18 protein-coding genes are annotated in these 20,838 nt (G+C 48.9%); 9 read left to right on the top strand and 9 right to left on the bottom strand.

Features of this window, described 5'->3' with window-relative positions:
• Positions 1 to 52: 52 nt before the first annotated feature.
• The 3 genes from M2277_RS03655 to M2277_RS03645 are packed head-to-tail and all read right to left on the bottom strand — an operon-like array spanning position 53 to position 2,320.
• Positions 53 to 880: an NmrA family NAD(P)-binding protein gene (locus tag M2277_RS03655; RefSeq protein WP_280754153.1), complete on the bottom strand. Its 828-nt coding sequence runs from the start codon at positions 878 to 880 to the stop codon at positions 53 to 55.
• Positions 881 to 937: 57 nt separating this feature from the next.
• Positions 938 to 1,387 (bottom strand): MarR family winged helix-turn-helix transcriptional regulator, encoded by a 450-nt coding sequence (locus M2277_RS03650; RefSeq protein ID WP_280754152.1) that lies wholly within the window; start codon positions 1,385 to 1,387, stop codon positions 938 to 940.
• Between the two features lie 60 nt (positions 1,388 to 1,447).
• Entirely contained in the window at positions 1,448 to 2,320 is an 873-nt protein-coding gene (locus M2277_RS03645; protein ID WP_063480349.1) for an AraC family transcriptional regulator, read from the bottom strand.
• 138 nt (positions 2,321 to 2,458) lie between these two features.
• Here M2277_RS03645 and M2277_RS03640 point away from each other — a divergent pair, with 138 nt between their 5' ends.
• From M2277_RS03640 to M2277_RS03625, 4 genes are all read left to right on the top strand, one after another.
• Positions 2,459 to 3,319, top strand: coding sequence for an amidohydrolase family protein (locus M2277_RS03640; protein ID WP_280754151.1), 861 nt, complete (start codon positions 2,459 to 2,461; stop codon positions 3,317 to 3,319).
• 62 nt (positions 3,320 to 3,381) lie between these two features.
• Positions 3,382 to 4,323: an aldo/keto reductase gene (locus tag M2277_RS03635; RefSeq protein WP_280754150.1), complete on the top strand. Its 942-nt coding sequence runs from the start codon at positions 3,382 to 3,384 to the stop codon at positions 4,321 to 4,323.
• 23 nt (positions 4,324 to 4,346) lie between these two features.
• Complete coding sequence (locus tag M2277_RS03630; protein ID WP_063480346.1) at positions 4,347 to 5,360, top strand: zinc-binding alcohol dehydrogenase family protein; 1,014 nt, start codon at positions 4,347 to 4,349, stop codon at positions 5,358 to 5,360.
• Between the two features lie 200 nt (positions 5,361 to 5,560).
• The gene (locus M2277_RS03625) at positions 5,561 to 5,992 is read left to right on the top strand and encodes a DnaJ family domain-containing protein (RefSeq protein ID WP_040680919.1); all 432 of its coding nucleotides are present in this window, start codon (positions 5,561 to 5,563) and stop codon (positions 5,990 to 5,992) included.
• Between the two features lie 99 nt (positions 5,993 to 6,091).
• On the opposite strand, the gene M2277_RS03620 is transcribed toward M2277_RS03625, so the two are convergent.
• The 6 genes from M2277_RS03620 to M2277_RS03595 all read right to left on the bottom strand — a co-directional run bounded on the left by M2277_RS03620 (position 6,092) and on the right by M2277_RS03595 (position 13,768).
• Positions 6,092 to 7,612, bottom strand: coding sequence for an ABC transporter substrate-binding protein (locus tag M2277_RS03620; protein WP_280754149.1), 1,521 nt, complete (start codon positions 7,610 to 7,612; stop codon positions 6,092 to 6,094).
• 28 nt (positions 7,613 to 7,640) lie between these two features.
• Positions 7,641 to 8,402: a response regulator transcription factor gene (locus M2277_RS03615; protein ID WP_006212000.1), complete on the bottom strand. Its 762-nt coding sequence runs from the start codon at positions 8,400 to 8,402 to the stop codon at positions 7,641 to 7,643.
• Entirely contained in the window at positions 8,377 to 10,140 is a 1,764-nt protein-coding gene (locus M2277_RS03610; protein WP_280754148.1) for a sensor histidine kinase, read from the bottom strand. Before M2277_RS03610 ends, M2277_RS03615 begins: the two co-directional genes overlap by 26 nt.
• A 143-nt stretch (positions 10,141 to 10,283) precedes the next feature.
• On the bottom strand, positions 10,284 to 11,780 hold the full coding sequence (locus M2277_RS03605; RefSeq protein WP_076152134.1) for an ABC transporter substrate-binding protein: 1,497 nt from the start codon (positions 11,778 to 11,780) through the stop codon (positions 10,284 to 10,286).
• Between the two features lie 90 nt (positions 11,781 to 11,870).
• Positions 11,871 to 12,800, bottom strand: coding sequence for a carbohydrate ABC transporter permease (locus M2277_RS03600; RefSeq protein WP_036643260.1), 930 nt, complete (start codon positions 12,798 to 12,800; stop codon positions 11,871 to 11,873).
• An 11-nt stretch (positions 12,801 to 12,811) separates the two neighbouring features.
• Positions 12,812 to 13,768, bottom strand: a complete 957-nt coding sequence (locus M2277_RS03595) for an ABC transporter permease (RefSeq protein ID WP_006211996.1) — start codon at positions 13,766 to 13,768, stop codon at positions 12,812 to 12,814.
• Between the two features lie 245 nt (positions 13,769 to 14,013).
• Here M2277_RS03595 and M2277_RS03590 point away from each other — a divergent pair, with 245 nt between their 5' ends.
• The 5 genes from M2277_RS03590 (at position 14,014) to M2277_RS03570 (ending at position 20,834) form a co-directional block, all read left to right on the top strand.
• On the top strand, positions 14,014 to 14,679 hold the full coding sequence (locus tag M2277_RS03590) for a formylglycine-generating enzyme family protein (protein ID WP_076152182.1): 666 nt from the start codon (positions 14,014 to 14,016) through the stop codon (positions 14,677 to 14,679).
• A 619-nt stretch (positions 14,680 to 15,298) separates the two neighbouring features.
• The gene (locus tag M2277_RS03585) at positions 15,299 to 17,038 is read left to right on the top strand and encodes an extracellular solute-binding protein (RefSeq protein WP_280754147.1); all 1,740 of its coding nucleotides are present in this window, start codon (positions 15,299 to 15,301) and stop codon (positions 17,036 to 17,038) included.
• Between the two features lie 30 nt (positions 17,039 to 17,068).
• On the top strand, positions 17,069 to 18,040 hold the full coding sequence (locus tag M2277_RS03580) for an ABC transporter permease (protein WP_006211993.1): 972 nt from the start codon (positions 17,069 to 17,071) through the stop codon (positions 18,038 to 18,040).
• A 15-nt stretch (positions 18,041 to 18,055) separates the two neighbouring features.
• A complete protein-coding gene (locus M2277_RS03575) occupies positions 18,056 to 18,991 on the top strand; it encodes a carbohydrate ABC transporter permease (protein WP_006211992.1) in 936 nt (311 codons plus the stop codon).
• Between the two features lie 61 nt (positions 18,992 to 19,052).
• A complete protein-coding gene (locus M2277_RS03570; protein ID WP_481857751.1) occupies positions 19,053 to 20,834 on the top strand; it encodes a glycoside hydrolase family 2 protein in 1,782 nt (593 codons plus the stop codon).
• Positions 20,835 to 20,838 lie beyond the last annotated feature (4 nt).

Raw genomic sequence — 20,838 nt, 5'->3', positions numbered from 1 at the left:
ATTGGGTACGTTGGTTTCACAGTACTCAATGAAGGGAAATGTCGATTCATCGTCAGTCGGATCTAATCACTGCCCCGACATAAGCTTTCATGTTTTCTTTCATCGTTGTTAACGGGCGTCCCAATAAATTCTCCAGATCGCCAGAAGTTGAAGCCGTATCGATTTTTCTTAAAAAGCTGAATATCCAATGCTGTAACTCGTTGGTGGGACATAGGGATATCGCTCTGCCCGTTAGTTCTGAAAGAGTGGAGGTTACATCGCTGAAGGTCCAAACGTTAGGCGCCACAAGCTCATACGTTTTATTAAGATGGCCCTCACCGGATAATGCTGCCGCGATGGCGGCTCCCAGATCGGAGCGCGTAACCGCATTGAATTTCCACGACCCCGGATGGATACGAAGATTTCCTGTCAGAATGGACGCATTCACATCGAGTGCTTCGATAAAGTCCATATATAGGCCATTGCGAAGAAAAGTATACGGAATTCCGGTTGTGCGAATGGCATGTTCCGTTGCCAAATGCAAATGGGTCAGTGAAATGTCGCTATGTTCGGGAAAGGCAAAGCTGGTATAGAATATATGGCCAACGTTCGCTTTTTTTGCAGCTTCTATCACATGGGCATGCTGCCGCATACGAACGGTATCATCGAGATGGGGACTAGAGATGAACAACAGCCGCGAAGCACCCACGAAGGCCTTCTCCAGGGAGGCGGGCTCGTCGTAGTTGCAGAAACGAACAGTTATTCCTTGGTCCTCCCATGATTTTCCGGATTCCATACGCCGAACGCAAGCAACGATTTGATCAGGTGAAACATGGTGAAGAAGCTCTTGGATTATGAGGCTGCCGAGCCGGCCATTGGCTCCTGTAATTACGATTGACATTGCCATCATCCTTTTTGATTTTAGTTAAGTGCTTAACCAAATGGGCGTGAAAAGCCGTCACGCCTCCTTTAATTTACTCAGAAGGGCCAGTAGCTGCTTTAATTCTTCGTCATTCAGCACGTTCATCTTAGCTGAAACTTGCTGCCTGTTCGCAGGCAGGTTGTGGATTAATAAATGCTGACCTTCATTTGTAATGCTGATAACCGATTTTCGACCGTCCCGGGGATGGTTATCCCGCCGAATCAAGCCTTCATTTTCCAAGGGGGTGAGCAGCAGGCTGATATTGGGTTTGGTTACTCCGATTTGTTGTGCCAGCTTGGAGGGAAGCATGGTTCCTCCCTCTTTCATAAGTTCAACTAATATACGTATTCTGGCTCCGTTCAGCCCTTGTGCCTTCCAGTAGCTTTCGGATACGTCGACCAGCTTTGCCGTTGTTTCCACCAACGTGAAGAAAGCAAGGGTCGGCAGCGGCAAATCCAGCACGTATTGTTGCAGGTCGTCATTCAACGAGATCACACCCCCTATTTAGTTAAGTGCTTAACTATAAATAATATAATTCTAAATGGGTCAACTGTCAATTACCTGCTTCCTATACGCTCCGGGAGTCATTCCCGTCAACGTTTTGAAATTTCGATGAAAGTGAGTCAGGGTGTCGTATCCGCAGATTTCAGCGATTTGTCCGATAGATTTCTCATGCTGTAGCAGGAGCTCTTTTGCACGGGCGATTCGTTTGGCATTGATGTAACCCGTAACATGCAAACCGGTATATTTCTTGAACATACGGGAAAAATGGGCCGGGTCTACCGATGCATGGGCCGACAGAGTGGCTAGTCCTATGGGTTGATCCAGATGTTCATGAATCCATTGGATGGAATTCCTCAACCAGGAGGGGCCGATCTGTGAGTGGGCCGGCTGTTCTGCGGACAAGGTACTGATGTAGCGATTGATATGCAGCAGTAAGGAGCGCAGCAAGAGCACAAGCGCCTCGCGGAAACCCAACTGAGCAAGTCGGGTCTCTTCCGAGATCCTTTTTAGCATACCCTCGATATATTGTTGATTCGACTTGGGTAATTCATGACGATAAGATCCTGATTTTTGAGCAACGTCGAAGCAAGAAAGGATTGCATATTGCAGATCGCTTCCATTCGCACCTAAGACGAGCGAAGGCGCAAAGAATAAAGCACTCGAAATAATCGGATCATCCGGGTCAGGGAAAGAGCTGTGAATCGTGTTTCCGGGGATGATGAAAAGGTCGCCTGCTTTTTTCTCCATCAGCTTGTTTTCAATAAAAAAAGTGCCCTTTCCCTGGTACACATATACCAATTCGTAAAGATCATGCAAATGATGAGGCAGCTCCACTTCGGGGCTTTTTGTAGTCCGATAAACCAATTCCATCGGAAACAGGGGGTCCCCTTTAAATGGTTTGCGCAGGGGAGTCATGATCATCGCTCCTTATCTTCTAATAGAAACACAATATCAAAATAAGTTATAAAATTGCAATTCCACGCTATATTTGTACACAGACTTTGATCATACAATGAAAATAGCAAACATTACATCAAAAAGGCAGGGATGTTCATGAGAGTGGATGCCCATCAGCATTATTGGCTGATAGAACGAGGAGATTATGGATGGATCAAGCCGGATATTCCAGAGCTTTATCGAAACTTCCTGCCTTCTGATCTGAGGCCGAATTTGGATTTGCACCGGTTTGACGGCAGCATAACCGTCCAGGCGGCACCGACCATGGAAGAGACGGACTATCTATTGTCGCTCGCGGATCACGATTCTTCCATTCTCGGAGTGGTAGGATGGATCGATCTCTTCGATCCCGAGCACCGGCAGCATTACGAGCGATTTCGGAAACATCCGAAATTTATCGGCTTTCGTATTATGATCCAGGATATGCCTGATGCCCAGGTGATCCTGGAGCCGTCATACATCGAAGCATTAAGTGGATATGCCAAGGAGGAGGTTCCAATTGATTTTCTTGTTCTGAGTCACCAGTTGGAACCGCTGCTGAAGCTAATCCAACATGTTCCCAGCATCCGCGGAGTTGTCGATCATCTGGGCAAACCGCCGATCCGGAGCGGACGGATCGAGCCTTGGGAGAGCCTCCTGAAGCAAATTGCCGGTTTTCCGAGTATCTACTGCAAGCTCTCCGGCATGGTAACCGAGGCGGAGCATCGCCGATGGAGTCAGGAGGATTTTAATAAGTATGTACATAAAGTGACAGCGATGTTCGGTCCTGAGCGGGTCATGTTCGGCAGCGATTGGCCCGTATGCCTGCTTTCAGCTGAATATGGCCAAGTGGTTGACGTATTGGCCGAAGCTCTGCCGAAATCATGGGGAGAGGCGGAATATGCCCGATTGTTCGGCCTGAATGCCAAGGCGTTTTACAAGCTTAAGGATGTTCGTGGTGACGGTCTGGAAGAATAGCTGGGATGCTGCTGGGCAGCTCATGAATCGATATATCTATGAATAGGGAGGGTGTTTTCATCATGAAATATCGTAAGTTAGGTCGTACCGGGCTCGATGTTTCCGTATTAAGCTTCGGAGCTTCTTCGCTAGGCTCCGTCTTTCGGGAAACGGACGACCGCGAGGGAATCCGAACCGTGCACGCAGCCGTTGATGCGGGCATCAATTTGATCGATGTATCCCCCTATTACGGCTTGACGAAGGCGGAAAGCGTGCTGGGCGAAGCAATCCAACAATTACCCCGGGACATGTTTATCCTGTCCACGAAAGCAGGCCGGTATGGCGAGCATGATTTTGATTTCACGTCCAAGCGAATTATCGACAGTGCCGATGAGAGCTTGAAACGACTTAAAACCGATTACGTGGATATTCTTTTTCTGCATGATATAGAGTTCGTTTCCGCATCCGTTATTCTCGAGGAGGCTCTTCCTGCACTCCAGCATTTAAAAGAGAAGGGGACAATCCGGTTTGGCGGGATTTGCGGTCTGCCGCTGCAGCTGTTCGAGAAACTGCTGCCCCAAGTGCAAGTGGACGTCATCATTTCTTATTGCCATTATTCTTTGAACGATCAGACACTTACCGGTTTGCTGCCGCTGCTTAACGACAAGGAAGTTGGCCTTATTAATGCATCTCCCTTATCCATGGGATTGCTTGGTCCCAGAGGAGCGCCGTCCTGGCACCCGGCTTCAACGGAGATCAAGGAAGCCTGCAGACGTGCGTCCGAATATTGCGCCAAAGCCGGAGTGGATATTGCGAAACTAGCTGTGCAGTTCTCAACCTCGAATGAACAGATACCGACAACGCTGGTCAGTACGGCTAACCCTGACAATATAAAGCGTAATGCTGCTTGGAGTGAAGAGTCGCTGGATCCTGTCGTCTTAGCCGAAGTGTTGAACATATTGGAGCCCGTACAAGGGCGGACTTGGACAAGCGGCCGTCCGGAATACAATGAAGGCATCCGCTGATCAAGAGAAGGAGGCAGTTAGAAGTGAAGGGAATTGTGTGTAATCGGATTGGGGAATTTCAATACCGGGAGGACTTGCCTGAGCCACAATTACTCGACGGAGAAGCCATCATCCGCATCAAGCGAATCGGAATTTGCGGTACGGATCTACATGCCTTCCGCGGTAATCAGCCTTTTTTTACGTACCCGCGAATTCTCGGTCATGAGTTATCCGGTGTGATTGAAAAGGTCGGAGTTAACGATGAGGGATTGAAGGTCGGGGACACCGTCTGTGTCATTCCTTATATACACTGCGGAGAATGCTGGTCTTGCCTGAGAGGCAAAACCAACTGTTGTCGATCCATGAAAGTGATTGGCGTGCATCTCGACGGCGGCATGCGCGAGCGCATCTCCGTTCCGATTTCCCATTTGATGCGGACCGAAGGGCTGTCTTTGGATCAGGCGGCCTTGATAGAGCCGTTAGCCATTGGAACTCATGGCGTTAAGCGGGCGAATGTAACCAGCAAGGATACGGTTTTGGTGATCGGAGCCGGTCCTATTGGACTTGGGATCATGGTTTGTGCCAAAGCGATGGGAGCAACCCTTATCGCCATGGATACAAACGTCGATCGACTGGCCTTTTGCAAAGACTGGGCGAAGGTAGATCATACGATTCAGGTTGGAGAGGAACTATCCGATCTTTCGGCGCTAACAGGAGGAGAATTTCCCTCCATCGTTTTGGACGCAACAGGAAACCAGGAATCCATGACCAACGCTTTTCATATGGTTGCCCACGGGGGGACCTTGGTGTATGTCGGCTTGATTCAAGGAGAAATCTCATTTCGGGATTCTGAATTTCATAAACGGGAATTGACGCTGATGGGCAGCCGTAACGCAACCAAGGATGATTTCAATGAGGTGATGAAGCAGATCTCGGACGGCGGGCTGGATGTAGAACCGTACATAACTCATCGGTGCAGATTTGAAGAATTGATCCGTGAATTTCAGGGCTGGATGCATCCTTCCGCCAAGGTGATCAAAGCGATGGTGGAGCTTTGAACCATCCTTACTCAACGTATTAGCCTGGTTCAGAAGAAGTATATGAGCTTAATTCATTCCACACCGGTTCTTCCATTTACGGATGAGAAAATGTTATATTTTTCGATCATTTTACAGGTCATGACGATGGTTATGCAGAATGAGTTAAAGAAGGAGTCATGTTCATTCCCTCGGTAGGAGAAAAAAAGGAGGTGAAGCAGATGGATGTGAACAAGGACCCAAAGGAATCTGCTTCTGCAGCTGATGAAGATCAGCATCAAGAAAAAGAACGGCGTCCTGTGTCGACCAGCAGCGGGCTTCTGGAATCGGCGGTCGATAAGTTTGCAAGAGAAGGCGGCTTTGACGATTTGCCGTTGAAGGGAAAGCCAATCAAGATCGAAGACGGGGATGTATTAACCGGTATCATGAAAAACGCGAATTACCAGCCGGCATGGATTGAGCTGAGAAAAGAAATCGCCGCCGACATCAAGCGGCTCTTGGGTCGTCCGGAGCCAAATGCAATCCCGGAGGCTGAGCTGGAGGCCATCAACCAAAAAATTATGAAGTACAACCGGATGGTTCCGAATCCGCAGCTGCAAAAAGGACTCCTGTCCGGAATGAATTTGCAGGCAGCCTACGACAAATGGGAGTAAAACTGCAAATAGAGACCTTGAAGCAATCAGCTTCAAGGTCTCTTCTGAATATAGACAATAGGGTTCATTCACCCCGATTCAATTCCGCCTACCTGCCGCTTACTCTCTTTGGCTCCGCCAAGCGTCCAGCTGCTTCTGCACCTCTTGTCGTACTTCGTCCATGCCTGCTTGCTTCAGCTCCTCGTTAAACTTGGGGAGGATGGTATCGACATCGACGGAGCCTGTCATGAGGCTTGGATAATATTTTTGCCAGACCATCTCGATGTTAGCGGTTTGGGCGGTCAGGCTGGATAGATCCGGCGTGAATCCAAGAACAGTGGAGTTGACGACGCCGTCGTTGTATTTACGGAATTGGTCCCATTTGTCGAGGGGTTCCGGGTTATCGCCGCCCATGGTTTTCAGAATAAACCAATTCCCCTGCGTGTACTGCACTCCTGAATAGCTGCTTGCCGGCGTATCCGGGACGGCGTCGTCATTGCTGTTCTTATCCGTAATCAGAACTACTTGGCCCTGTTCATCCAGCGTGTAGTGCACGCCTTCGATCCCGTAATTGAACAAGTTGCGTATTTCCGGGTCCGTATTCAGCAAATTCAGGAATTTTATGCACTCCACGGGATGTTTGGTGTTGGCATTAACGGCCATGATGCCTCCACGGACGGCTTCCGTAGTCACGGTGTTAGGGGTTACGGGATGGGCTACAAGTTTGTAGCCGCGATCCTTGCTCCAAGTTGTCTCCGAGAGCGGTCCGCCGCCCGAGGACTTCCAGAACACCTTGGCCCCTCGCTTAAGCGCTCCAGGCTCTCGCAGCGCGGCATCCTTGTTAATGAAGCCCTCCTTGTAATAACGCCGCAACGTATCCAGCACCTGCCGCGCTTCCTTGGTTTCGAAGATATTCACCACCTGGGCGGCAGGGTCCAGCGATTGCACCATCAAGGGCAATTTATGGTTCAGAATATATTCGTATCCATGGAGCGCGAAGAAATTCTGTGAATCCCGGTCCAATTCCATAGGGATGTATGCCGGCTCTTCCTGGCGAATCATTCGTAGCAAGGGTTCAAGGGATTCCAGCGTATTGTATTGGGTAATGTCGATATTGTGCTTGTTCACGATGGAAGCGGGGTACATCCAATGATCACGCACGGCTAATTCCTTATTGGTGGGAACGCCGTAAATGCTGCCATCGTTCATACGCACCCCTTGCCAGAAGGTTGGGTCGATGGCATCGTACATGTCCTTACCAATGCCGGTAAGGTAATCATCAAGCTTCAGCCAGGCGCCGCGCATCGCAGTTGTTGCATAATCGGGGGCAAAAGCGATATCAAACGGACTCCCGGCGGATATCAGCGTGTTCAGCCGATCCTCGTATTCCAGCCAGCTTACCTTGACATAGGTGATCGTTACGCCGATTTTGCGAGCCATGATTTCATTGATTTTGTCGTTTACGAGCTGGAGATCCTTGTCCGGCTCTCCGATCGTATAATAGATCAGGTTAACCGTGTCGCCATCGTAGGCCTCGTCGTTATGTCCGGGCTGCGGGAAACAGCCGGTTGTATACGATGTGAGCAGCATTATAAGAACAATATGCATGAACCATCTTCGGGGTCTGGCATGCTTCAACATCGATCTCCTCCTTTCTCGCAGCGTGTTGTTATCCTTTTCCCCGCAGTTCAGAAGGAGATTTACCGAAAAAGTTGTGAAATTGCGTATAGAAATAATTGAGATTGTTGTAGCCCACCGAAAGCGCGATGCAGGAAATTTTCTCATCGGTTCCTTGAATTCGTTCTTGAGCAAGAAGCATTCGGTAAGCCATAAGATATTCTGAGAACTTCATAGCGGTTTCTTTGAGAAACAATTGTCCAAGGTAGGTGCTGTTCATCTGAAAACGCTCCGCCACGGATTTTAAGGTGATGTTCTGAGCATACTCTGTCTTGATCATCAGCAGAATGCGGTTGACCAGCTTCGATAAGCTGTCATAACTTACACCTAAAACCGGATCCCTGTTCAAACTCTCGCTATTTATATCACCAATCGAACCATTCAGATCCTCCACTATAATCTTCTCGATCACTTGCTGCAGTTTGGTGCGTTCCACAGGTTTGAGCAGATAGTCTTTGACACCGCAGCGAATGGCTTCCAGAGCATACTTGAATTCGCTATAACCGCTCATGATAATAAATTTAGTAGGGAGCTGAAATTCGTTGAGTCTGCGAATCGCCTCATATCCAAGCTCCTTGCCGATGCAGACATCAAATATGGCGATGTCCGGCATCAGGTCCACCGCTTTGGACATGGCTTCGTTGATGGATTCGCAGGTTTCGATCCGGCCGAAGCCGTATTGCTTCCAATCCAGAATTCGCTTCATCCCCTCCAAAATCTGAGGTTCGTCATCCACAATCATCAGTTTGTACATGTGCAATCACCTCTTTTGAAATCCGCACGGAAATCTTGACTCCGGCTTCCTCATTATTCTCAATCTCTATCGAAAAGCCGTTCCCATAGAAGAAGTGAAGGCGTGTGTATACGTTGCGCAGCCCGATGCTGCCGGAAGACGGATCATCGTGGTTAGACAGCGTGCTTCGGACGTTTTCCAATCGCTCTGGCAAAATCCCGCTCCCGTTGTCCACAAATTCCAGCACGTAACACGCTTCGGACTCAAAACCATTAACTACATACAGATTAAACTCATGATGGGTATTGAAGCCGTGAATGAAAAAATTCTCAGCCAAAGGCTGCATCCAGAATTTCACGGTAGGGAGCAAGAGCAGCGGCGGCTCCACATTGATTTGGTAATAAAAACGTCCCGGGTATTTAAACTCCATAATCTCCAAGTACTTCTGCAGCAATTCCAGCTCGCTTGCAATCGAAATGACAGTTTCCTTCTTCACCATCTCCCGATAGAGCGTCCCTAACGTAGCAATGGCGTCCGCGGTGTCCCTGTCCTGGTTGACAAGGGCCGTGGAGCGGATAACCTCTAACGTATTGTATAAAAAATGAGGGTTGATCTGATGTTGAAGCGCTTTCATTTCAGTTTCCTGCTGTTTGATTTTCAGCAGATATTCATTGCGGATATGCTTATTCAGCTGCTGAATCATATCGTCCAATTCCCGGGCGATCATGCCGTATTCATTGCGACGGTAGCGGGCAGGCCCGCTTGGCGTAAAATTGGCCATCTTCACACGTCCTATCGATTGAATGATGCGGCGGAGGAAGAGGGCATCATCCCGCATATTGTATGCAATGAGAAGAAGCACGCTAATCATGGCTGCCAATACAATCAGAAAAACGGTGACCAGCATGCCGGCATGCTGACGAATCAGCATGGATAAATCGATGAGGGTGATGAATTTGAAATTAAATTTGGTGGATGGGAAGGAGGCAAATAGGATATGCTTCATGAACCCTTTCGAAATAAAACCATGACTGCGTCCATCCGCCTCAGCCAGACGGGATAGCTCCTCCAGGTCCTGGTCCTGTCCATTGCCGATGAGATAGGTATCGCCAGAAGCACTAACGGCAGCAGCATTGCCGAATCGAAAATTTCGTATGGATTTAAAAACCTGATCACTGCTGATCAGGAAGCGCATTTCCCCGAACTCCGGAGCGCCGAGCGCCGGATCCGACAATTTCTTGCGATATACGAAGCCCTTCATAATGGTATCGCGAAAGGCCTCATCTGCATTCGGCAGCCCGAAGCTGAAGCTTGCCGTTCCGGTTTCGTTAAAACGTACGACATTGCCATACCGGGCGGTGTGCAGACTAATCTGCGTAATTTCGCCTTGCGCCCAGCTGTACAGGTAGGTCTTAACGTCCTCCGGAAAGGAAACCAACGGCTGTGAGAATTGGCTGTTGACCAGCCTGTTGGTTAAGTAGCCTTCCGCGCTGCTGCTTAAAAAGCTGCGAGCGTCGTTCATCAGACCGGGATTGGAGTATATCCGCTGCATGTAGGCTTCGATTCGGTCGGCATCATACTGCAGCTCGTTCTCAACGCGCGCGAAGGCATTGGCCGCCTCAATGCGGGCATTGCCAATCCATTGATTCAGCAGCATGGCACTGGTCAGCGTACCGAGGGTGAGTCCGATGGCCACGACGAAGATACAATAGGCAATAAACTTGTGACGATAAATTTTGATTTGTAAAAAAGAGCCCATTACGACACCTCGATTGCAGCAGATCGGCCGAAATAATCGTTGCTATATCCCAATGTAACACGATTAACACCAAGCTTCATAGGTGTAAGGAAAAAGCATCCCTTAACAGCGACTCATTAAGGGATGCGCATGAATTCTAAGCATTACTTGAAGTATTGGTTGATTTGCTCCTGAGCAGCTTGCATAATCGTGTCCATGCCGGCCGACTTTAATTCCGCCGTGATTTTGGGCACCATTTTCTCCGGATCGGATGCACCTGTAATGAGTTCATATTTGTATTTATCCCATACGGCCTGGCAATTCGCCACTTCGGTTTGAAGATCGGTAATGTCAAGCGCGAAGCCCAGAATCGTTGAAGAGGTCGCTGCATCGTTCAGCTTTTTGACCTGTTCCCATTGATCTTCAGGAGCGCCTTTTGTAACCGCTAAATTAAAGAACGTCCCTTGCGTATAGGCAGCCAGCGGCCAAGTATCGGAGGTGCGCTCAATCACCTTCTCGCCATCAACGTTGTTGTAGTCCACGCCTAACTCGCCGAAGGCCAGCATATTGCGGAGCTTGGGATCCGTATTCACTAACTCGAGGTACTTCAGGGCTTCCTGTTTATATTTTGAATTCGCCGAAATTGCGTTTAGCGAGCCTTGGATCGTACTGGTTGTATAAATAGGTCCGTAATGCTGAACCATATCGTACTTCTCCACGGCGTCATTGATTTGCCAGCTGACCTCTGCCCCAGGGAAGGCCTGGGCTGCAAAGAATGCTCTTCCTTTGTCGTTCTCTGTTTTTGTCGGCGCATCCGGGTTGATGATGCCGTCCTGGTACCACCCATGCAAGAGCTTCAGGTTTGCCATGATATCAGGCTGCTCAAGGACAGAGACAACCGTACGCGAAGCATCGTCAGCCTTTACGCCGATGGGCGGGAAGCCTAAGGTCAAATCGTCATACTCGTTGAAGAAGCCGTTCAAGCCTTCGCCTTGCGTCATCGGGAGCGGATAGAAGCTTTTGCCTTCGCCAGCCTTCATGTCATGGAGAGGCTTATCCAGATCCTGCAATGTTTTCATCTGATTGATATCGATATTGTACTTTTGTACATGCTTATCATCGAATACCCAGTACTGCGTCAGTGCCGAATCCTTGTAAGTCGGAACAGAATAATACTTACCGCCGATTTTTGTGCCTTCCCATACCTTCTCGGGAATCAATTTGTACAAGTCGGGCGTTTCACTCTGCACCAGATCCGTAATATCGGCAAATGCGCCCATAGCTACTTGTTTGCTGTATTTACCACTGTTCGTGAACATGATGTCAAATGGCTCGCCGGTATTCACAATGGTATTCATTTTGGTGTCCCATTCCCCCCAGCTGGCAACCTTGATGTCAATCTTCACGCCAATCTTCTCGGCTGTGTATGCATTCATGGCATCAATCGCTTTGCTGAAATTGTTAGGCACTTGACCTCCAATGGTCCACCAAGTCAGCGTTGGGACATCCTTGCTTGCAGCTGCGGATTCTTTAGATGTGTCCGGTGTCGTCGAAGATCCATCAGACGTGGATGCAGGCTTCGAGCCGCCACAGGCCGCCAAAGCAGCCAGCATAAGTGTCATCACGCACAGTGCAGATAAGAACCTTAAAGATTTCTTCATTCCATTTCCCCCTTTTTGAAGTTAACTCACCTTAAAAGTTGTATAAGAGTGATCTATCATAAACCAAGTATGGCTTGGCTTATTTCGCTGTTATCCTTTGACTGCACCGACCGTAAGTCCGGATATAAAGTACTTTTGGAAAAAAGGGTAGGCGAATGCGACAGGCAGAACGATGAGAATGGCTACAGCCATGCGGGCAGATTCCTTCGGCATCGTTGCGACAAGCAGCGCGTAGCTGACGCCCATGCTTGCGGCATTCTTGGCAAGTGCATCCACATTGCTCATTAAGCTGTTAAGCAGTGCTTGCAGAGAATAGAGGTTCTGGTTGTCGATATAAAGCATCGATTGGAACCAGTCGTTCCAGTAACTAAAGCAGAGAAACAGTCCGATCGTTGCGATGACCGGCAGCGAGATCGGCATGATGATGGAGAAGAAGATTCGCAGCTGGCTCGCGCCATCAATTTCGGCAGATTCGATCAGCCCATCCGGAATCGTGCTTTTGAAGAAAGTTTTACATATGATGACGTTGAACGATGAAACAGCCAGCGGTAGAATTAGGGCCCAGATGCTATCCTTGAGACCTAATAGATTTGTATTAATGAAATAACTGGATACCAAGCCGCCATTGAAGACCATGGGGATAAATACGACCCAAGTCAGAAAACCTCTCAGCTTGTAGGTCGGGCGAGAGAGTACATATCCCATCGAAGTGGTCAGCAGTACACCGAGCACGGTACCAGCTACGGTAACAAGTGCGGATACGCCGAGCGCGCGCAGAATCATCGTACCCTGCTTGACGATATAGACGTAGGCGTCAGCTGACAAAGCAACCGGCAGCAGATGATATCCCGTCTCGCGGATGGAGTCTTCACTGGAGAATGAAATCGATAGAACAACAACAACAGGGATGACGCAGAGCAGCGCCAGGATTATAAAAATCAGATTAAACAGAAGGTTCACGGCTTTGTTTGTACGGTTAAACTTCTCCAGGCCCGTCTCATAAGCGGTTTTTGTTGTCATCGTTTTGCCTCCTACATCATCGCGCTATCCGGATCAATTCGGCGAACAATCCAGTTAGCGATCAGAATGGTAGCACACCCCAGAACAGACTGCACAAATGCGGCAGCAGAGGCCATCCCTACGGTGGCGGTTTTTAATTGTTTATACACCATCACGTCGATGGTGGTAGACACGTTGAAGAGAGAGTTGGAATCTCGCGTAACCTGATAGAACAAACCGAAATCGGTGTAAAAAATCCGTCCGACGGCCAAAATGAACATCATGACAATCACCAGCTTGAGCATGGGCAATGTAATAAATCTTGTCTGCTGCCAGATGGAGGCGCCATCAATGACAGCTGCTTCATAATAAGTGCTGTCAATGCTCGTGATGGTTGCCAGATAGATGACCATGCCATAACCTAAGCCTTTCCAGATATTCAGGAGAATCAGAAAGTACGGCCAATAACTTGGCTCCATATACCAGTTAATCGGATCGCTGCCCATATTGACGAGCACTTGATTGACAATCCCTTTATCAAAGCTCAGGAAGGCCCAGCCTACGGCGGATACGACAACCCAGGATAGGAAATAGGGCAGGAACATCATCGTCTGATAGACTTTGCTTGCCTTTCGACTGTGGAGCAGACCGATCATAATGGCGAATAGAACGGGCAGCACAATCCCAGTAATGATAAAAATCATATTGTAGCCAATGGTGTTACGGATAATGATCCAGGCGTCATTCGACTTGAACAGGAACTCAAAGTTTTTGATGCCTATCCATGGACTGTTGAACACATTACTCAAGAAGCCGCCGCTAATCCTGAAATTTTTGAAGGCGATAATGATCCCGAACATCGGCAAGAAACTAAACAGGATGTACCAGATCGTCGTTGGCAATGCCAACAGGGTCAGTTCCGTATCCTGTTTGTGCCAGCGCATTCGAAAGCGCTTTCGTTTATCTTTTGGTTCGGCTGTAGAGCTCATGTCCGTCACTCCTTACGGGGATATCTCGCTTGTAGTGGCCTTGTTGAATTCATTGTATAAGAGAAAGTTTCGATGCTTCCAGACAACAAACTTGATACTATAGTCAACAAACGTTAGATTTGAAAGAATTGAATTGTGAAACACAACCTAAAATTGCTATTTGTGGAATAAAAATAGCGGATAAGTTAGCAGGAACGGGAGGAGAAACGTGGTTGAAACCAGAGCGTAATCGAGACGGGTATCCTATGGTACAAATACCGGCAGGTGAAATTCAACTAAGGGACGATCGTATCAAGACAACATGGACAGCTCAGGTAAATTCTTTTTTGCTAGCACCGGTTCCAGTTACGGCTGCGTTGTATTGCTCGATTATGCAACAGACAGGTGAACACGGCGACAAGCCTCAAGCGCCGATTGCGAATGTTTCATGGCATGATGCGATTCTCTTTTGTAATACAATATCGCAGAAGTCAGGTTTAAAGGCATGTTACTCGGTAAGCGATGATAGAGAGCAGGTTATCTGTGACCGGGAGACGGATGGCTATCGTTTACCTACAGAAGCGGAATGGCAGTATGCCTGTAAAGCAGGGACGGGTGGTTATCGGTACGGCGAGCTGGATCAAATTGCATGGTATGGTGAAAACTCGGAGGGTATGGCGCATGAAGTAGGCAAAAAGCTGCCGAATGCGTGGGGGCTCTACGATATGCTGGGAAATGTTTGGGAGTGGTGTTGGGATTTATACGACCCGGAAGTGTACGGTCCCTACAGAGTTTTTCGTGGTGGAAGCTGGGCTGAAGAAGCCAGGGGATGTGGAGCAACGTGCCGCCGCCGAAGTCATCCTACATTTCGAATTGAGGATCTGGGCTTTCGTCTTGCAAGGTCGATTCCCTCAAAGGGAATCACCTCCTGAATTACAAATGCATGAGCTGCTGTAAATCGATAGATTTTTCCACGGGAACCCAAACGCCTATTTATTACAGGTAATCTGTAATAAATAGGCGTTTGTTACGAATAGAGGTTTAGTCGGATAAACGTCTGGGACTGTTGACTCATCCGATGAATTTTTATTGATAATACTAATAAAACAAGACTTATTCATGTTTTTCTATTCCAACACTTACAATTCCAAAAACATAAAGATTAAAAAATACATCAAATTAATTACATTAATTGTGTTTGAAAGCGTTGACAAAACAATGATATATGCTTATACTTCGATTAAATATACAGGATATTTGTATTAAATGAGGGGAATTTGAGTTTTGTTCTAGTTATTTTTTAGCTGAAAGGGGACTTGTTTTCGGGATGGTAATGAGAGCAGAAGCATGGCTTCCAGCGAGGAGGTGCTGGCCGCATTTCTATGATCTTGTTGGAGTGAATAACATTCGCTTTCCGAGAAGCAACCAATGCTCCGAGATTTAAGAATGAAGTCAAGCTTTAATCAGGCGCCCTTGAATAACTACAGCTAATAGAACATCTCGACACCATACGGGAACGCTTGCAACTATTCATATCATGGGAGGTTAAGCATGAACAGAACGATGAAGCGCCTTTTCACACTGTTATTCATATCCATATTGATCATTTCGACGGTAACCGCTTGCAGCGGTAAAGGAAACAATGAGCCCGATACTCCCGTAGCCAAAGAAGAAGGCGTTTCCAAAGAGAAGAATCAAGTGATTTTCGAAGACATCAGTGAAGACATTCGCGGGAATACAGCACCGACGCAGGAGCAGATTGACGAGGTGAACAGCACGTTAAACGATACATACCTCGGTGATGTTTACGAGGAAGTGATTCCGAGTGATTATTCTGCATATCCGGTCCAAGGTGACGTGGTACTGGATGTGTGGATGCCCGCGAACTCCAATATCCCGGATATGAATAATCACTTGGTTCAGAAGCAGGTGGAGAAGCTGACCGGAATCAAAGTGAACTTCATTACGCCTCCTGTCGGGCAGGAGGCGGACGCCTTTACCTTGATGATCTCCTCCGGCGAGCTGCCGGATATCATTATCGATCCGGGGCGTTACCCGGGAGGTTTTGAAGCCGGGGTGAACGATGGTGCCTATTTGGACCTCACCGATAAGATGGAAGAGTTTGCCCCCAACTACACGGCATGGCGAAATTCCGATGAAATGAGAAGAAAAACGACCGTAACGGACGATGGCCGATTGCTTGGCTTCTACGGCATCGCGCCGTATTCCGAATGGATCTGGTTCGGAACCTTAATCAAGCAGGAAGCACTGGATAAGACAGGGCTGGAAGTTCCGACAACGATTGATGAATGGTACACGTTCCTCAAGAAATGCCAGGAAGTTGGATATAAGAACCCGCTGAATTACGGATCCACTTACGGCCAAATCTTTACTGGCATCATTAACGGAGCGTATGGCGTGTGGGATTGGACCTTCATCGATGAGAACGGCAAGGTTGCATGGGGACCGGCACAGTCGAAAGCGAAGGAATACCTGACCACGATGCAGCAATGGAACAAGGAAGGCTTACTGAATCGGGACTGGGCGACCGCTGACTTTAATCAACGGATGGCAAGCGCCATTTCCGATGATACGGCTGTCATGATGGACTCGCCGGATACGATGTGGAGTTATTGGAAGGTGCAGAACGATATTGATTTTGTCGGGGCGCTGAATCCTGTGCTGAACAAAGGGGATAAATCCGCATCCACCTATAAGAATTTCAAGAGAGCCGGTACCAATGCGGCCATCACCACGCAGAGCAAGAACGTAGAGGCCGCTATGGCATGGCTGGATTTCAACTTCACGAAAAAAGGCTGGGAGCTCATTAACTTCGGCGAGTACGGCACGGTGCATTTGGTGGATGAGCAGGGGATGCCGTATTACCCGGAGAGCAGCTATATCTACAATGATCCGGATGGTCAGCCGGTTGATGTGACGCTCTGGAAATACCGCATGCACAACTGGCCGAATATTCGTGACGAGCACCATGCGAATCCGTTGATTGCGGCAAAAGGCAGCTATTCGGGCGATATCCGAAAGACCTGGACGGAGAACATGGATACGAGCATGGCGATGCCGCCGATTACATTCACGAAAGAGGAAGCCTCACGGGAGGCAGAGCTCGGGAACCAATTGTCTACGCTGCGCGGTGAATATTTTGCCAAGATCATGATGGGTGAACTGCCGGTGGATGCGTACGATAAATTTTTGAAGGAAGCGCAAAGCATGGGGCTGGAGGAATTCTTAAGTCTCCATCAAGCAGCCTTGGATCGGTACAACCAACGCTAGTGTCACTTTCGAAGAACAGGTGGTTGAATCATGGAGATATTAAGGAAACCAAGGGAAATGGACCCGGTTGGTTTGAACCCGAAACCGAAGAATACGAAGCGACTGATTCAAAAGGATCTAAAGAAAAACTGGTTTGTCTATCTGATGGCCCTTCCGGTCGTAGCCTGGTTCCTGATCTTCTGCTACGGCCCGATGTGGGGCGTGATGATCGCCTTCAAGGATTTCAAGCCCTTGCTCGGATTTGCCGATAGCGATTGGGTCGGTTTCAAGCATTTCATCGACTTTTTCACAGGGCCTTATTTCTGGAGAGTGGTCAAGAATACGCTGCTTCTGAACGTGTGGGGCATCGCATTCGGATTCACCGCTCCAATCATACTTGCCTTGCTATTGAATGAGGTTCGTTCGTCCAAGTTCAAGCGGACCGTGCAGACCATTACGTACATGCCGCATTTTATCTCATTGGTTGTGGTGTGCGGCATCATACACATATTCACGGCGAACGAAGGGGTCGTAACCCAGCTGCTGTCGTTCATCACAGGCAAAGATTACTCGTCGCTTCTGGGATACTCCAATTTGTTCCGGCCGATCTACACCTTCTCGGGAATATGGCAGAGTATCGGATGGGACAGCATTATCTATCTGGCCGCGATGAGCGGCATTGACCCTTCGTTATATGAAGCAGCCGATATCGACGGCGTGGGTCGGGTGAAAAAAATGTGGTATATCACACTGCCGCAGATCAGTCCGGTCATCATCATACTGTTTATTTTTGCGATTGGCGGATTGATGTCGTCCGGTTACGAGAAAATCATTCTGCTGTATAATCCGCTCATCTACGATACGGCGGATGTCATCGCATCGTATGTTTACCGAAGGGGCTTAAGGGAAGCGAGCCTCAGCTACTCCACGGCTGTGGGACTTGTCAGCTCCATCGTCAATTTCGGGCTGTTATGGATGACAAATACGATAGCGAAGCGTAGATCCGAATCCAGCCTATGGTAAGAAAGAGGGACGGTTATGAAAGATATCATGCAACCCAAAGCGAAACGAAGCAGAAAGCACAAGTCCATCGGGGACCGCGTGTTCGATTGGACCAACTATACGGTACTTACCGCATTGACCTTGGTGTGCTTTTATCCGATTCTGCATATCCTGTTCGCCTCCGTCAGTGATCCGGGCGCTTTAATGGCACATAAAGGGGTGCTGTTGAAGCCCTTGGGATTCACGCTGGATGGCTACAAGCTGGTGTTCAAAGATAACAGTCTCTTGAACGGGTACAAGAACACGATCATTTACGTGGGACTCGGTACGCTGGTCAATATGGTCATGACGATATTAGGCGCATACGTATTATCCAGGCGGGACTTGTATTTCAAGAATTTCATCATGATTGTCATTACCATTACGATGTTTTTCGGCGGGGGGCTGATTCCATGGTTCCTGTTGATGAAGGATATCGGCCTGTACAACAATCTGTGGGCCATGATCCTGCCAACGGCGTTAAGCACATGGAATATCATCATCCTGCGGACCGGTTTCCAGTCCATCCCGAAGGAACTGGAGGAAGCGGCAGTAATCGATGGCGCCAGCCAGTTCAGCATCCTGGTAACCGTGATTCTCCCGCTATCGAAAGCGACGCTGGCTGTCATATTCCTGTACTATCTGGTTGGCAATTGGAACTCCTGGTTTAATGCCATGGTGCTGCTGAAGGATCGGGAGCTGTTCCCGCTGCAGCTGCTCATGAAGGAAATTCTTGTTGCCAATGACGCTACGGCGACAACGATCGGCAGCGCCGGCGGTGTTGTCATCAATAGCGCTCAGAGCTCCACTGCGTTCCGGGAACTCGTGAAGTATTGCGCAATCGTGGTTTCCACGGTTCCGATCTTGCTGGTGTACCCGTTCCTGCAGAAGTATTTTGTGAAGGGCGTTTATGTAGGCTCGATCAAAGGATAGACGGTGAACTTGTACTTGGATGAACTAGATAGAGATGAATCGAACAGGAGTGAGTCACATCTTGACGACAGCAGTTAGCGAGACACAAACAGGTTTGCGCAGCGAATATCCAAGACCCCAGTTTCAACGCAAGGAATGGCTGAGTCTTAATGGAGAATGGGATTTCGGATTTGATGATCTTGGCATCGGTGAGGATGAGCGATGGTTTCTGGGGAATGCCAAACAATCTTTTACACGAAAAATAACGGTCCCGTTTACGTTTCAAAGCAAGCTGAGCGGCATCGACGATCCGGCTTTTCACGATGTTGTGTGGTACCGTAGAACGTTCGAGATTCCGCCGGATTGGCATGGTAAACGGATCGTGCTTCATTTTGGCGCCGTGGATTATGCGGCCAAAGTATGGGTGAACGGGCATATGGTGGCGGTGCATGAGGGCGGTCATACGCCGTTCCAGGCAGACATTACGGCTGCGCTGGCGGCAGGAAGCAACACCGTCATCGTTCGAGCCGAGGATTTCAGCCGGGATGTCACCTTGCCGCGCGGCAAGCAGTATTGGCTTGAGCATTCCGCAAGCATATTCTACACCCGCACGACCGGCATCTGGCAAAGTGTATGGATCGAGCCGGTATCCCCTGTACATCTGAGCAAGACGATGATGACACCTGATATTGATCGAAATGAAATCCGCATCCGGACGTTTATAGAGGGAGTTAAGTCTGCGGAGGAGGTCAAGCTGCAGATTACCGTAAGGTTTCAGGGAGAGCTTGTTGCGGAGGATCAATATGCGATTCAAAATGCGGAGCAGCTTAGGACCATCGGTCTGAGCGATTTCACAGATCATGGATTGGGGCGGCTGTGGAGCCCGGAGCATCCGAACCTGTATGATATCGAGTTTCGCCTCCTTCAAGCCGAAGCCGTGGTGGATCAGGTATCGAGTTATTTTGGCATGCGAAAGGTATCCATCGAGGATAGCAAGCTGTGCCTGAATAATCGCCCTTACTTTCAGAGGCTGGTGCTGGACCAGGGATATTTTCCAGAGGGCATCCTGACGGCGCCGTCGGATGAGGCGTTAAAACGCGATGTGGAACTGGCGAAGGAAATGGGCTTTAACGGCGTGCGAAAACATCAGAAGAGTGAGGACCCCCGCTTCCTGTACTGGTGTGATCGACTCGGCCTGCTGTTATGGAGTGAGGCAGCTAACGCGTATGAATACTCCGAAGCGTATGTCCGCCGGTTCACGGCGGAGTGGCAGGAGATTATGGAGCGGGATTACAATCATCCGTGCATCATCACGTGGGTTCCGCTGAACGAGAGCTGGGGCATTCCGAATGTCCAGATGGATCGGCGCCAGCAGCAGCACGGACTGGCGATGTACCATTTGACTAAATCGCTGGATGATAGCAGACCCGTCGTTTATAACGACGGATGGGAGCATATGACCACCGATCTGGTCACGATCCATGACTATGAGAGCCGTCAGGAGGTGCTGGAGGAGCGGTATGCAACAGCCGCGTCTGCGGTGCAGGCCATGCCGGCTAACCGGAGGATCTTTGTCGGCGGAGCCAGCTATCAAGGACAGCCGATATTCGTATCGGAGTTCGGCGGCATTGCCTTCAAGAAGAGTGAGTGGGATGGCTGGGGTTATTCCGGCGCAGAGAATGAAGAGGATTTCTTGGCCCGGCTGAAGGCGGTGGTTGATCCAATGTTCTCGTCACCTGTGGTTCAGGGATATTGCTACACACAGCTAACGGATGTTGAGCAGGAGATCAATGGACTGCTGACGTATGACCGCAAGCCGAAAGCACCGCTTGAGACCATCCGTAAGATTATGATGGGAACCTAATCGG

It is taken from the genome of Paenibacillus sp. LBL (assembly GCF_029893715.1).
Lineage (GTDB): Bacteria > Bacillota > Bacilli > Paenibacillales > Paenibacillaceae > Paenibacillus_AQ > Paenibacillus_AQ glucanolyticus.
The sequence above is the reverse complement of the archived record's forward strand: the minus strand, read 5'-3'. Positions and strand labels throughout refer to the sequence as shown.

Excerpts from the sequence above, each read along its gene's own strand:
- M2277_RS03590 (WP_076152182.1), top strand. The coding sequence starts at position 14,014 with ATGGTACAAATACCGGCAGGTGAAATTCAACTAAGGGACGATCGTATC.
- M2277_RS03595 (WP_006211996.1), bottom strand. The coding sequence starts at position 13,768 with ATGAGCTCTACAGCCGAACCAAAAGATAAACGAAAGCGCTTTCGAATG.
- M2277_RS03610 (WP_280754148.1), bottom strand. The coding sequence starts at position 10,140 with ATGGGCTCTTTTTTACAAATCAAAATTTATCGTCACAAGTTTATTGCC.
- M2277_RS03620 (WP_280754149.1), bottom strand. The coding sequence starts at position 7,612 with ATGTTGAAGCATGCCAGACCCCGAAGATGGTTCATGCATATTGTTCTT.
- M2277_RS03640 (WP_280754151.1), top strand. The coding sequence starts at position 2,459 with ATGAGAGTGGATGCCCATCAGCATTATTGGCTGATAGAACGAGGAGAT.
- M2277_RS03580 (WP_006211993.1), top strand. The coding sequence starts at position 17,069 with ATGGAGATATTAAGGAAACCAAGGGAAATGGACCCGGTTGGTTTGAAC.
- M2277_RS03615 (WP_006212000.1), bottom strand. The coding sequence starts at position 8,402 with ATGTACAAACTGATGATTGTGGATGACGAACCTCAGATTTTGGAGGGG.
- M2277_RS03635 (WP_280754150.1), top strand. The coding sequence starts at position 3,382 with ATGAAATATCGTAAGTTAGGTCGTACCGGGCTCGATGTTTCCGTATTA.
- M2277_RS03625 (WP_040680919.1), top strand. The coding sequence starts at position 5,561 with ATGGATGTGAACAAGGACCCAAAGGAATCTGCTTCTGCAGCTGATGAA.
- M2277_RS03575 (WP_006211992.1), top strand. The coding sequence starts at position 18,056 with ATGAAAGATATCATGCAACCCAAAGCGAAACGAAGCAGAAAGCACAAG.
- M2277_RS03600 (WP_036643260.1), bottom strand. The coding sequence starts at position 12,800 with ATGACAACAAAAACCGCTTATGAGACGGGCCTGGAGAAGTTTAACCGT.
- M2277_RS03645 (WP_063480349.1), bottom strand. The coding sequence starts at position 2,320 with ATGACTCCCCTGCGCAAACCATTTAAAGGGGACCCCCTGTTTCCGATG.
- M2277_RS03605 (WP_076152134.1), bottom strand. The coding sequence starts at position 11,780 with ATGAAGAAATCTTTAAGGTTCTTATCTGCACTGTGCGTGATGACACTT.
- M2277_RS03655 (WP_280754153.1), bottom strand. The coding sequence starts at position 880 with ATGTCAATCGTAATTACAGGAGCCAATGGCCGGCTCGGCAGCCTCATA.
- M2277_RS03585 (WP_280754147.1), top strand. The coding sequence starts at position 15,299 with ATGAACAGAACGATGAAGCGCCTTTTCACACTGTTATTCATATCCATA.